The sequence below is a fragment of the Arthrobacter oryzae genome (assembly GCF_031454875.1).
GTDB lineage: Bacteria > Actinomycetota > Actinomycetes > Actinomycetales > Micrococcaceae > Arthrobacter > Arthrobacter oryzae_D.
This window is the reverse complement of sequence record NZ_JAVDRQ010000009.1, coordinates 204508-216148: the sequence shown is the minus strand read 5'-3', so window position 1 is coordinate 216148 and position 11641 is coordinate 204508. Positions and strand designations below refer to the sequence as shown.

11 protein-coding genes, 6 tRNA genes and 1 pseudogene are annotated in these 11641 nt (G+C 66.1%); 7 read left to right on the top strand and 11 right to left on the bottom strand.

All coding sequences use genetic code 11. From position 1 onward, the window contains the following. Nucleotides 1-121 precede the first annotated feature (121 nt). Nucleotides 122-604 (bottom strand): peptide-methionine (R)-S-oxide reductase MsrB, encoded by a 483-nt coding sequence (gene msrB, locus J2805_RS17275; protein WP_309978365.1) that lies wholly within the window; start codon nt 602-604, stop codon nt 122-124. A 14-nt stretch (nt 605-618) separates the two neighbouring features. After that, nucleotides 619-1110 carry a hypothetical protein gene (locus tag J2805_RS17270; protein ID WP_309978362.1) on the bottom strand — a complete coding sequence of 164 codons (492 nt, stop codon included), beginning with the start codon at nt 1108-1110 and terminating at the stop codon, nt 619-621. A gap of 194 nt (nt 1111-1304) precedes the next feature. On the opposite strand from J2805_RS17270, the gene J2805_RS17265 reads away from it, so the two are divergent. Beyond that, nucleotides 1305-2675 (top strand): alpha/beta hydrolase family protein, encoded by a 1371-nt coding sequence (locus tag J2805_RS17265; RefSeq protein ID WP_396134397.1) that lies wholly within the window; start codon nt 1305-1307, stop codon nt 2673-2675. Here the strand turns inward: J2805_RS17265 and ybaK are convergent. The 3 genes and pseudogenes from ybaK to J2805_RS17250 form a co-directional block, all read right to left on the bottom strand. Continuing rightward, nucleotides 2659-3172, bottom strand: a pseudogene (gene ybaK, locus J2805_RS17260) (Cys-tRNA(Pro) deacylase). The gene J2805_RS17265 and the pseudogene ybaK sit on opposite strands and share 17 nt — an antisense overlap. Before the next feature lie 22 nt (nt 3173-3194). After that, nucleotides 3195-3656: a SufE family protein gene (locus tag J2805_RS17255; RefSeq protein ID WP_309978360.1), complete on the bottom strand. Its 462-nt coding sequence runs from the start codon at nt 3654-3656 to the stop codon at nt 3195-3197. A 10-nt stretch (nt 3657-3666) separates the two neighbouring features. Next, the gene (locus J2805_RS17250; protein WP_309978358.1) at nt 3667-4578 is read right to left on the bottom strand and encodes a sulfurtransferase; all 912 of its coding nucleotides are present in this window, start codon (nt 4576-4578) and stop codon (nt 3667-3669) included. A 219-nt stretch (nt 4579-4797) separates the two neighbouring features. On the opposite strand from J2805_RS17250, the gene zapE reads away from it, so the two are divergent. Continuing rightward, a complete protein-coding gene (gene zapE, locus J2805_RS17245; protein ID WP_309978357.1) occupies nt 4798-5835 on the top strand; it encodes a cell division protein ZapE in 1038 nt (345 codons plus the stop codon). A 121-nt stretch (nt 5836-5956) separates the two neighbouring features. Here zapE and J2805_RS17240 read toward each other — a convergent pair whose 3' ends face one another. From J2805_RS17240 to J2805_RS17215, 6 genes are all read right to left on the bottom strand, one after another. Beyond that, complete coding sequence (locus tag J2805_RS17240; RefSeq protein WP_309978355.1) at nt 5957-6223, bottom strand: antitoxin; 267 nt, start codon at nt 6221-6223, stop codon at nt 5957-5959. A 171-nt stretch (nt 6224-6394) separates the two neighbouring features. After that, nucleotides 6395-6469: transfer RNA gene (locus J2805_RS17235), tRNA-Val, on the bottom strand. 72 nt (nt 6470-6541) lie between these two features. Beyond that, nucleotides 6542-6614: transfer RNA gene (locus tag J2805_RS17230), tRNA-Gly, on the bottom strand. A 57-nt stretch (nt 6615-6671) separates the two neighbouring features. Continuing rightward, nucleotides 6672-6746 (bottom strand) — tRNA-Val (locus J2805_RS17225). 42 nt (nt 6747-6788) lie between these two features. Continuing rightward, nucleotides 6789-6859: transfer RNA gene (locus J2805_RS17220), tRNA-Cys, on the bottom strand. 45 nt (nt 6860-6904) lie between these two features. Next, nucleotides 6905-6977, bottom strand: a tRNA-Gly gene (locus J2805_RS17215). Nucleotides 6978-7337: 360 nt separating this feature from the next. Here J2805_RS17215 and J2805_RS17210 point away from each other — a divergent pair. The 5 genes from J2805_RS17210 (at nt 7338) to J2805_RS17190 (ending at nt 11614) form a co-directional block, all read left to right on the top strand. Beyond that, nucleotides 7338-7412: transfer RNA gene (locus tag J2805_RS17210), tRNA-Val, on the top strand. 117 nt (nt 7413-7529) lie between these two features. Next, entirely contained in the window at nt 7530-8423 is an 894-nt protein-coding gene (locus tag J2805_RS17205; RefSeq protein ID WP_309978353.1) for a cytochrome, read from the top strand. 55 nt (nt 8424-8478) lie between these two features. Further along, on the top strand, nt 8479-9066 hold the full coding sequence (gene def, locus J2805_RS17200) for a peptide deformylase (RefSeq protein WP_309978351.1): 588 nt from the start codon (nt 8479-8481) through the stop codon (nt 9064-9066). Further along, on the top strand, nt 9063-9983 hold the full coding sequence (gene fmt / locus J2805_RS17195) for a methionyl-tRNA formyltransferase (protein WP_309978349.1): 921 nt from the start codon (nt 9063-9065) through the stop codon (nt 9981-9983). The genes def and fmt overlap by 4 nt, the downstream gene beginning before the upstream one ends. Beyond that, nucleotides 9980-11614, top strand: coding sequence for an RsmB/NOP family class I SAM-dependent RNA methyltransferase (locus J2805_RS17190; RefSeq protein WP_309978347.1), 1635 nt, complete (start codon nt 9980-9982; stop codon nt 11612-11614). Before fmt ends, J2805_RS17190 begins: the two co-directional genes overlap by 4 nt. Nucleotides 11615-11641 lie beyond the last annotated feature (27 nt).

Here is an 11641-nt window from a genome sequence, read left to right as displayed (position 1 = left end):
TCCTAATGCAAAATCGGCCCGAGCATAAGAAAGACTTGTGCAAGTGGGTCAGCAGACCCGTCCCAGCTATAGCGGGGAGCGGGTCTGCCTGTGCCAGGATCCGTGGTGTGCAGGTTCCGGACTACTTGGCCGCCTCGTCCGTGGGGACGAGTTTCAGCGAGACGGAGTTGATGCAGAAACGCTGGTCGGTGGGCGTGCCATAGCCCTCGCCCTCGAACACGTGGCCCAGATGCGAATCGCAGGTGGCGCAGCGAACCTCCACCCGGTCCATGCCCATGGTGCGGTCATGGATGTAGCGGACGGTGCCGTCCGCGAGCGGGGCCCAGAATGACGGCCAGCCGCAGTGGGAATCGAACTTCTCGTTGCTGGTGAACAGTTCGGCGCCGCAGGCGCGGCAGTTGTAGACGCCCGTCGTGTGGGTATCCGTGTACTCGCCGGTGTAGGGGCGCTCGGTCCCGGCCTGGCGCAGCACCCGGTATTCCTCCGGGGTCAGCTCCCGGCGCCACTCCTCGTCCGTCTTTTCAATCCGCGGAGCGGCGTTTTCGCTGCCGGATGCCGGGGACGGGACGGGCGCGACTTTTGGCTTATTGCTAAAGATGCTCATAGCTTGGACAACGCTCAGGAGTCTCCGATAAATCCCGAACCTGCGTACAGGTGCAGCACGGGCAGCCCCAGCTGGTCCTGGGCCTTGTTGGCCCAGTCGGTGTGGAAAGTGTCGGCGATGGCGTGCGGCCGGGTGATGACTACCGCCTGGCCTGCTCCGAGTTCCTTGACCTTGGCCACGAGGCCTTGGACGGCACCGCCGTCCACCACCTCGCCGGTGACCCCACTGCCGATCCCGGCCAGCGCACTGAGCGACACAGCCAGGGTCTCGGCCGCGGCGGCGCGTTCGGACGCAGGGTCCGGAGCATGCGAGGTCAGCTCGCGGAAGGCCTTCGCGACGTCCAGTAGGGAAAGGTTTTCGAGGAAATCCACCAGGAGGTGCCGTTCGGTGTTGGCCGGCACCAGTACGACCAGGGGTGCGTCACCGCCATCCACCAGGCGTTCGATGTTCACACGGTCGTCCGCACCCAGCGGCTCTTCTGTCAGAATGACGATTGGATCGCTCATGCCCCCAGCCTAGTCCCGGCCCGGCCTTTCCCGCACGAATTTCGTCCGGGACGGTCCGCGCCGAATCTGCGGCCTGATTCCGCGGCCGTTCCGCCTGGGTGCTGTGGCGCGTACCCGCCCGCTTCCTCCCGGGAGCCGCCGGCGACTGCGTGCCCGAGTATGTCCGGAGGGCCCGCAGCGGTAAGAATGGTTTCATGGCATCGATCACGGGGCTGCGCCCGGCCACCACAGCGAATCCGCCCCTGGCAGTGGGCAAGGCCCCGGCCGCCGGTGAGACCGGTATGTCCTCGAGCGCCAAGTGGGCCGTGGGCGGCGTCATCGCAGGAGGTGCTGCCGCGGGCTTGCTGGGTGCCGGATCGTCGGCGCTCGCCGTCTACTTCGCCAGGCGGGTCATAACGCCGGTGCGGGTCCGGGATGAGAACCAGGAGGTGCTGGCTGTGATCCGTGCCGCCGGCGGCCTCCAGGTGATCCTTGCGGCCACCGAGGACACCACTGTTGAAGGTGTCTACGGTCTGTTTTTCGACGGCGGCCGCGGCCATGCACGGATCGGCAGGATCATTTCGTACTCACCTGCGGAACGCACGGTTCTGCGCGAAGTCGAAGCGGTCTATTCCGGCGACCTCACCACCGCCCGCCGCGGATACTGGAGCGGTGCCGCCTACCCGGATGCCGCCTCCATCGGACTGACTGCCGAGGATGTGCAGATCAGCGTCGAAGGCGGGACCGCCCCGGCATGGCTGGTGCGCGGGACGCCGTCGTCGGACGTTTGGGCAATCATGGTCCATGGCCGGGGTGCCAGCCGGCAGGAGTGCCTGCGTGCGCTGCGCCCGGCACAGGAACTCGGCATGACCAGCCTCGTGATTTCCTACCGCAATGACGGCCTGGCGCCGTCGGCCCCCGACGGGCGCTACGGCCTGGGCTCCACTGAATGGCGGGACGTCGAGGCGGCGATCAGTTTCGCCGTAGCCAACGGCGCACAGGAAGTGGTGCTGTTTGGCTGGTCAATGGGCGGCGCGATCTGCCTCCAGACGGCGGACCTCTCCCGGCACCACCAGCGGATCAGGGCCATGGTGCTGGACGCGCCGGTGGTGGACTGGGTCAACGTCCTGGCGCACCACGCGCAGCTGAACCGCATCCCGTCGGCTGTGGGACGCTACGGGCAGCTGATGATGAGCCACCCCCTGGGCCGCCGCCTGACCGGGCTGGCCGCACCGGTGGACCTGAAATCGATGGACTGGATCTCGCGGGCCGTGGAACTGAGGACCCCCACTTTGATCCTGCACAGCGTCGATGACGAATACGTGCCGTACGGACCATCCGCAACCATTGCGGAGAAAAACCCCGAGATGGTCACCTTCGAGACTTTCCAGGACGCACGGCACACCAAGGAATGGAACGTCGACCCGGAGCGCTGGGAAGGCCTGGTTAGCGCGTGGCTGCGGCGGCAACTGGCCCCGCGTGCCAACCCGGGCTCACGGACCCGGCCGCGCGACGACGCCGGACCGCGCCCCGAGACGGAAGCCCCGGAGACAATCGCCGGCCCGGCCGCTAACGGTCCGGAGTAGCTTTCGGCGCGGTTCCTATGCGGGCGGTGACTGCGCCGGTGAGCCGTACCAGGTGGTCCGGGGCCAGTTCGATGTCCAGGCCGCGCCTGCCGCCGGAGACCAGGATGCTGTCCTGGCCCAGGGCGCTCTCATCCAGGACCGTGGGAGAGGGCTGGCGCTGCCCCAGCGGAGAAATCCCGCCCAGCACATAGCCGGTCCTGCGCTGGGCCGTGGCAGGATCAGCCATGGCTGCCTTCTTGCCGCCGAGCGCAGCCGCCATGGCTTTCAGGTCCAGAGTTTCCGCTGACCGGGACGACGCCCACCGCGAGCCTGCCGTCGACGTCCACCATGAGGGTCTTGAAGACCTTGGCGGGATCCACGCCCAGCACCTCGGCCGCCTCCATGCCGTAGCTGGCGGCAGACGGATCGTGGGCGTAAGGGTGCAGCACGAAAGGAACGCCGGCTGCAGCAAGTGCTGCTGTAGCCGGCGTTCCTTGGGAAGCCTGTTTGCGCGCCATGCGGTGCCTGGACGGCCTTCCGCTAGGCCTTCAGTGCGGCAGAGGCCGCGACCTTGCGCTTGATCCGTCCCAGCATGGCCGTCATGCCCCGCATACGCAGGGGAGTGATGGCACGCGTAAGCCCCAGGAGCTCGGGCATGTCATCCGGCACCGCCAGGATCTCCGGGGCCGTCAGCCCGTCGAGGCCTTCGTGCAGGACTCCCGCGAAGCCGCGGGTGGTGGGAGCCTCCGGCGGCGCCTTGAAGAACAGCCGCACACTCGCCGGGGAAGCGGCATCCTGCCTTTCCGTCTCAATCGTCAGGAACAGGGGCGACTGGCACTCGACGACCTGCTCCAACAGTTCCGGATGGTCCTTCAACCGGTCCGGAAGCTCCGGGAGCCCTTGGGAGAACTCCAACAGCAATTGCAGCCGCTCGGGTTCGGTGAGGGCCTGGAAGTCGTCAACTATTTCCGCCAGTGAGGCGGGAAGGGCTTGAGTATTCATCCAGTCCAGTTTACGCCGGTACCGTGCCGCGCTCGGCGCCCTTGGCGATGGGCACGCGCACGGCGTTGCCCCACTCGGTCCACGAACCGTCATAGTTACGCACAGTGTCGAAGCCCAGCAGGTACTTCAGGGCAAACCAGGTGTGGCTGGAACGCTCGCCGATGCGGCAGTAGGCCACGACGTCGTCGCCTTCCTTGAGGCCGGCTTCGCCGAGGTAGAGCGCCTCCAGTTCGCCGCGGTTCCGGTAGGTGCCGTCCTCGGCAGCCGCGCGCGCCCAGGGAATCGATGCCGCCGTGGGGATGTGGCCGCCGCGCAGGGCACCTTCCTCGGGGTAAGCGGGCATGTGGGTGCGTTGCCCGGTGTATTCCTCAGAGGAGCGGACGTCGATCAGCGGCTTGCCGAAGTGGGCCAGCACGTCTTCCTTGAAGGCGCGGATGGGGGCATCGTTGCGCTCCACCTCGGGGTATTCGCCGGGGGAGGGGACAGTGATGTCCGTGGTGAGTGCCCGGCCTTCGGCGATCCACTTGTCGCGGCCGCCGTCGAGCAGCCGGACGTCCTCGTGGCCGAAGAGGGTGAAAACCCACAATGCGTAGGCAGCCCACCAGTTGGACTTGTCGCCGTAAATCACCACGGTGCTGTCCCGCGAAATGCCCTTCGCCGCAGCCAGTGCCGCGAACGCCTTGCCGTCAATGTAGTCGCGGGTGACCTCGTCGTTCAGGTCCGTGTGCCAGTCGATCTTGACCGATCCCGGGATGTGGCCGGTTTCGTAGAGCAGAACATCTTCATCGGACTCCACCACCACGAGTTTGCCGTCTGCCACGGCGCCGCCGTCGAGGGCTGCCGCCAGCCACTCGGTGGAGACGAGCCGCTCGGGGTTTGCGTACGCGGAGAACTTTTCGTTCTGTTCAACTGGGTAGGACATTGAGATGGCCTTTCACTGAAACGGTCAGGGGACCCATGCCACGGGGAGGCGTCGCTGCGGCCGGGCCAGTTCCAACACTAGCCACGGCCCGACAGTATTGCGCCCCTGCGTTCACAGAGGGAAATATGGCCTTCGTCACGTGCACCATCCGTCCTATGAAGCCAAAGCCGCATTGCCGGTATCCTTTCTGGGGACACGAGACCAGCAGAACGGACCACCTTGGTACAGATCGAACAGCTCTCCGCGCGGACACCGGCGGTTTCCGTGGATGAACTCCTCAAGGGCTTCTATCCCTCGCCGCGCTTCGGGGAGGTCTCCTTCGCCAGCTACCGGCCGGACCCCTCACAGCCGAGCCAGTCCGGGGCAGTGACCGCGCTGCAGTCCTTCGCGACAGGCGTCGGTGCCAACGGCAGTTCCGGTCTCTTCAAGAAGTTGTTTGCGAAGAAGGACAACTCCCGCGCCGGGATCTACCTTGACGGCGGCTTCGGCGTGGGCAAGACCCACCTGCTGGCGTCCCTGTGGCACGCGTCCCCTGGCCCCAAGGCCTTCGGCACGTTCGTTGAATACACGAACCTGGTGGGCGCGCTCTCCTTCCGCAAGACCGTGGAGGCGCTCAGCCACTACAAGCTGGTGTGCATTGATGAGTTCGAGCTCGACGATCCGGGCGATACGGTTCTGATGTCCCGGCTGATGCGGGAACTTGCCGACGCCGGCGTCAAGCTCGCCGCGACGTCGAACACGCTCCCCGGATCGCTCGGCGACGGACGGTTCGCCGCCGTCGACTTCCAGCGCGAGATCCAGGTGCTGGCAGACCAGTTCGACGTCGTCCGGATCGACGGCGAGGACTTCCGCCACCGCGGACTCCCGGCAGCGCCGGCTCCCCTGAAAAACGAGGACCTGACCCACCACATGCAGGCGGAGTTCCACGGCAAAACCGTGGCGCGGGATGATTTCCGGACCCTCATCAACCATCTTGCCGGTGTGCACCCCAGCCGGTACCGGCAGCTCCTGGCCGGCATTGAGGGCGTGGTGTGGCGTGACGTGGAAACCATCACAGAGCAGGCTGTGGCCCTGCGCTTCGTGGTGCTGGCGGACCGGCTCTATGACAAGGATGTTCCCATCCTTGCCAGCGGTGTCCCTTTCGACCAGCTGTTCACCGACGAAATGATGACCGGTGGCTACACCAAGAAGTATTACCGGGCGGTTTCGCGATTGACGGCGCTGGCCCGCGAGGGGCAGAACCACGAACCCTCATAGCGTTAGCAACGCGGCCCTCCAGGGCCGCTGAACACCTGGTTGCCTGTAGATACGGTCATTAAACGCCAAAGGTGCCGGCGCCGCCTCACGGCGGGACCGGCACCTCGCTGACGTTCCTGGGTTAGAGGCCCTGCTGCCGGGGTTCCCCGGCTACAGGTGGCTCTCCGGCGACGGGAGGTTCTTCGACCGGAGCCGTGTTCGGCTTCGGGTCGACCTTGTCCACGAGGCCGGCTGCGCCCTTCTGGACGGTATCGATCTTGTCGGCGTACTTTCCGCCGGTCTTTGAATCGACGAAATCACCGGCTTTGCCGATGCCGTCCTTGATGGCCTGTTCGTTGCCACCGACCAGTCGCTGAGCCTTGCCCTTCAGATCGTCAAGAATACCCACGGGCACCTCCCTTCTGTCGCGGAGCCAGATCGCTCCTCCGCATTCGATCCTAGCCCCAGACCCTGGGTGTGCCAAGGGCGCGCGCCGGTGCCTGGCCCGGGCCGGGATGCCCTTTCAGGGTTGGGCCGGCGGATTCGGGCAACAAAAAAGCAGCTCCGGAGAGCTGCTTCGTGGTGGGCGATACTGGGATCGAACCAGTGACCTCTTCCGTGTCAGGGAAGCGCGCTACCGCTGCGCCAATCGCCCGCGTCCGGAGGGATCCGGCGGGTCCGGCGGACACACCGGCAGGGCCGGGTATTGCGCCATTAAAGAAAAGAGAGCGGACGACGAGATTCGAACTCGCGACATCCACCTTGGCAAGGTGGTGCTCTACCAGCTGAGCTACGTCCGCACATGAAGTACGTGCCGGTTGGACCGGCCGTTCAACAACAAGCAAGTTGCCTTGCTCTGGTGGGCGATACTGGGATCGAACCAGTGACCTCTTCCGTGTCAGGGAAGCGCGCTACCGCTGCGCCAATCGCCCAAAATGTTCTCCGGAGTTAACCGGAAACCAAGGTTTTCACCGAGGTGGGTACGGGATTCGAACCCGTGTATACGGCTTTGCAGGCCGCTGCCTCGCCTCTCGGCCAACCCACCGTGTAAGCCGGATTCCTGGGAATCTTGCCTTGACAGTGTCCTGCGAGCGGACGACGAGATTCGAACTCGCGACATCCACCTTGGCAAGGTGGTGCTCTACCAGCTGAGCTACGTCCGCATTATTGTCAGCATTTCCGTGCCGCATTCGGCATTTCCTCGCGTTCCAACGAGTAAGAACTCTATAGGAGGTTCAGGGAACTTACAAATCGGGGCAGCGGCAACGGCATCCGAGGGCTCCGCTTCCTTGAAATCTAGGGGATTTTGCTAATTACAGGGGTGTAATTCGGTCCCCCCCGTTCCGCATAGAGTTCCTTCCTGAGGTCCCTGACGGGGGATTCACGTGGCCGGGAGGCCGATGCTTCAGTGACCCAACGCGGGCCGCACCGGCTTCTCCAGTGAACGCAACACGCCGCCTCGCCGGCGCCGGACGGCCCGATTTCCAAATGCCGCCAGGGTGGGCTAGCATTCAATGGCATTGGGGCGATTGGCGCAGTGGTAGCGCGCTTCGTTCACACCGAAGAGGTCACTGGTTCGAACCCAGTATCGCCCACCAATGAATGGCCCGTTCCGCTGAAAGCAGCGGAACGGGCCATTTCGCTTTTCGGGCGGACTGTTCCCTCCGGCACGTCACGCACGTATTCCTGTCAGCCCCTCATGAAAGAGTATTTGCATGACTGATCCACTCCTTGCCCACGCCACGGAATACGGGCGGATGTATGCACGCTCAACGTCCGACTCCTTTTCTGTTCCGTCCATCACCACGGTCATCGGCCAGCAGCCCCACGGCCTGGACGGGTGGTTCGGGTACATGGGTGCGAACAGCCTCGCCAGCGACCCGTCACTTCCCGGCATTCTGGGAAGTCCGGCCAAAATCCGCCAGGCGGTCAGCCGGGCAGCAAAGGCTGCCGAAACGTACCGCGACGACGCCGCGAAGCGCGGCGACCGGGTACACAACTATTGCGAACAGGTTGCGCTCAGGGCACTCGGGCGGCCCCACCAGATGAAAGAAATGCGCGAAGCGCTGGCGGCCAACGGCGAGGAGGCCTTCGCGGCGCGCTTTGATGAGTGGTGGGAACTCTTTGCTGTGGAGCCCATTGCACCCGAAGTTACTGTGTGGAACAAGACGGTGGGCTATGCGGGCACCCTGGACCTCGTGGCAAAGATCAACGGCCGGACCTGCATCATCGACTACAAGACAAAAGGCACCACTCGCGACGGCACCGTCAAGCCGCTGGACGACAAAGTGGTGATGCAGCTGGTGGCAGGGATGAAGGCCGAGGAAAGCCTGGTTGACCCCGTCGCGGGGGAGTGGGAGCCCTGGAAACACGGGGAATCCCCGGTGCTGCTGGCAGTCGCCTTGGGTGAAACTGAGGTCCGGCCGATGCGTGCCAATCCGGAGGTCCTCAAGCATCACTGGTGGAAGTTCTGCTCCCTCCGCCGCGTCTGGGAGATGTCTGCCGACACCGTCAGCGCAGGCACGGCACTGCTTCCGGTGGCGCCGCCGTCGCTGCCCGTGCCACCGCCGGCGTTGCAGGGCGCTCTGCAGGCTGCGACCGGAAGGTAAAGGGCCAACTAAACTGGACTGGATCCCGTAGCGCCCACCGAAGGACAGATTGCACATGGCCATTTTGAATATCCGCATCATCGGCGACCCTGTGCTGCGCACAGTTGCCGATCCCGTGACGGAATTCGGGCCGGACCTCGCGAAGCTGGTTGCCGACATGATGGACACCATGGAAGACGTCGACGGCGCAGGCCTGGCGGCGCCCCAGGTCGGAGTCAGCAAAAGGGTTTTCACCTACCGCATCGGCGGCGTGGAGGGCCACATCATCAACCCCGTGCTGGAGAACAGCGACGACTTTCAGCCCGATGAAGTGGAAGGCTGCCTGTCCATCCCGGGCCTTGGTTTCCCCGTCCGCCGCCGACGCGCCACCCGCGTCACCGGCGTTGACCTGCACGGCAACCCGGTCTCCGTGGACGGCGAAGGCATGCTGGCCCGCTGCTTCCAGCATGAAACCGACCACCTTGACGGCATCCTCTTCACCGACAGGCTTGAAGGCGAGGACCGCAAGGCCGCGCTGCGCTCCATCCGCAATGCCAACTACGACGCCATCGCAGAAAAGACGACGTCGAAGCGGGCCAAGACCGTGGGCTCCAGCTTCGGGGGCGGAAGCTTTGGCGGCGGCAGTTTCGGCGCCGGCGAGTGAGGGTACTCTTCGCCGGAACGCCGGCTGTCGCTGTACCGTCTCTCGACGCGCTGGTGCAGGCCGGGTTTGACGTCGTTGCCGTCCTGACCCGGCCGGATGCGCCGATCGGACGCAAACGCGTGCTGACGCCGTCGCCCGTTGCCGCCCGCGCCGCCGACCTTGGCATCGAAGTGATTCACGCCGCGAAAGTGGATGCGGAAGTCACGGCAAAGATCGCCGCATTCGCCCCGGATGCCGCAGCGATCGTGGCGTACGGCGGCCTGATCCCGCGCGCTGCCCTTGACGTTCCGCGGCACGGATGGATCAACCTGCACTTCTCCCTGCTGCCCGCCTGGCGCGGTGCCGCGCCGGTGCAGCGCGCAGTCATGGCCGGAGATGACATCACCGGGGCCGTCACGTTCCTGCTCGAGGAAGGGCTGGACACCGGGCCGGTCTTCGGCACCCTCACCGAGACGGTCCGTCCTGAGGACACTGCCGGTGACCTCCTGGAACGGCTCTCCCACAGCGGGGCCGTCCTGCTCGCCCAGACCCTCTCTGCAATCGAGTCCGGGCGGGCTGCAGCCGTTCCCCAGGCGGGGGACGTGTCCTTGGCACCCAAACTGGGCATCGAAGACGGCCGGATCAACTGGGACGAGCCTGCCCTCGCGATCGGACGCAGGGCGCGCGGCGTCACGCCCGAACCCGGTGCATGGACCACCCTCGAAGGGCAGCGCGTCAAACTCGAACCGGTGCTGCTCCGGACCGACGGCCCGGAACTGAAGCCGGGACAGGTGCTCCTCAACGGAAAAAGCGTGCTGGTAGGGACCGGATCCCACCCCGTCGAACTGACGCGGATACAGCCCTCGGGCAAAAAGATGATGGCCGCCGCTGATTGGGCGCGCGGACAGGCGGCACTGGAAGGCGTGGTATTCGAATGAGCGAGTCCGGAACGGGCGGCAGCGGCCGCGGCAGGTTCTCCCGAAACGGGAAAGCAGGTGGCGGGGGAGAAGGCCGGCAGTACGGAGGCCAGCCCGGGGGCCAGTCCAGTGGATCGTCCGGCAGCCGTGGCGGCAGCCAGCGGGATGCCCAGGGCCGTGAGCGTAACCGCGGCCCGAAGCGGAACTTTTCCGAGAACGCCCCCTCCCAGCGCACCCGTCGGGCTGACCCGGCGCGGCTCGTGGCTTTCGAAGTACTGCGCGCCGTGGCCTCGGAAGATGCCTACGCAAACCTCGTGCTGCCCGCGCGGATCCGCCACCATGGGCTGGACAAACGGGATGCAGGTTTCGCCACCGAGCTGAGCTACGGAGCCCTGCGCGGCCAGGGGACCTACGACGCCGTCCTGGCCCGCTGCGTTGACCGTCCGCTGGACCAGTTGGACCCTGCCATCCTCGACGCCCTGCGGATCGGCGCACACCAGCTGCTGGCCATGCGTGTTCCCGCGCACGCGGCCCTCGACCAGACAGTGGGGCTGGCCCGCGCCGTTATTGGCGCCGGACCGTCGGCCCTCATCAATGCGGTACTCCGCAAAGTCTCCGCCCGCACCCTGGAGGAATGGCTGGAGCTGCTCCTGAGCGACGAGACGGACGAAACCCGGATCGCCTCCATCCGCTACGCACACCCGGAGTGGATTGTCCGCGCCCTCAGGCAGTCCCTTGTGGCACACGGCCGCCCCGTCGCCGAAATCAACGAACTCCTCGAGGCGGATAACGCCGCCCCCGTGGTGAACCTCGTGGCGCTCCCCGGGCTGGGCAGCCTGGACGAAGCGCTGGAAGGCGGAGCAGCGGCGGGCGAGCTCGTGGAAGGGTCCGCGCTTTCCAGCGGAGGAGACCTGGGCCGGCTGGCGTCGGTGCGGGAAGGCAGCACCAGGGTCCAGGATGTGGGCTCGCAACTGGTGGCCCGGGCCATGGCTGCCGTGGACCTGTCCGCCGTTAGTGCAGAACGTCCGGACGGTGCCGCCACCGGCGGGGCCGGGGAAAAATGGCTGGACCTTTGCGCCGGTCCGGGCGGCAAGGCGGCCCTGCTGGGAGCCCTCGCCCGGCAGAACGGCGCCACCCTGCTGGCCAACGAGCCCGCGCCGCACCGTGCCAAGCTGGTGCGGCAGGCCCTGGCCGCGGTCCCGCACGAAGTCTGGCATGTTCGGACCGGAGACGGCCGTGACGTGGGCACGGAAATGGCAGGGACTTTCGACCGCGTGCTGGTGGACGTGCCCTGCAGCGGCCTCGGTGCCCTGCGTCGCAGGCCCGAGTCGAGATGGCGGCGCACCCCCAAGGACCTCGCGGACCTTGGCCCGCTGCAGCGCGAGCTGCTCAAGTCAGCCCTGGACGCTGTCCGGCCCGGAGGCGTGGTGGCCTACGTGACGTGTTCGCCGCACCCGGCGGAAACCACGGCGGTGGTCACCGACGCCCTGCGCAAACGCGATGACCTCGAACTGCTCGACGCCGGTGCCGCCCTGGACAAGGTCAGCCTGCCCGGACACCTTGAAGCCGGGCACGAACTGACGGCCCAGCTCTGGCCCCACGTGCACCGGACCGACGCCATGTTCCTGGCCCTCATCCACAAGAAACCCTGATCCCTCCGCGCTACCCGATCCCACCGC

Coding starts and splice junctions, on each gene's coding strand:
- msrB (WP_309978365.1), bottom strand. CDS start 604: ATGAGCATCTTTAGCAATAAGCCAAAAGTCGCGCCCGTCCCGTCCCCG.
- J2805_RS17190 (WP_309978347.1), top strand. CDS start 9,980: ATGAGCGAGTCCGGAACGGGCGGCAGCGGCCGCGGCAGGTTCTCCCGA.
- J2805_RS17205 (WP_309978353.1), top strand. CDS start 7,530: ATGACTGATCCACTCCTTGCCCACGCCACGGAATACGGGCGGATGTAT.
- J2805_RS17270 (WP_309978362.1), bottom strand. CDS start 1,110: ATGAGCGATCCAATCGTCATTCTGACAGAAGAGCCGCTGGGTGCGGAC.
- J2805_RS17265 (WP_396134397.1), top strand. CDS start 1,305: ATGGCATCGATCACGGGGCTGCGCCCGGCCACCACAGCGAATCCGCCC.
- J2805_RS17250 (WP_309978358.1), bottom strand. CDS start 4,578: ATGTCCTACCCAGTTGAACAGAACGAAAAGTTCTCCGCGTACGCAAAC.
- J2805_RS17255 (WP_309978360.1), bottom strand. CDS start 3,656: ATGAATACTCAAGCCCTTCCCGCCTCACTGGCGGAAATAGTTGACGAC.
- def (WP_309978351.1), top strand. CDS start 8,479: ATGGCCATTTTGAATATCCGCATCATCGGCGACCCTGTGCTGCGCACA.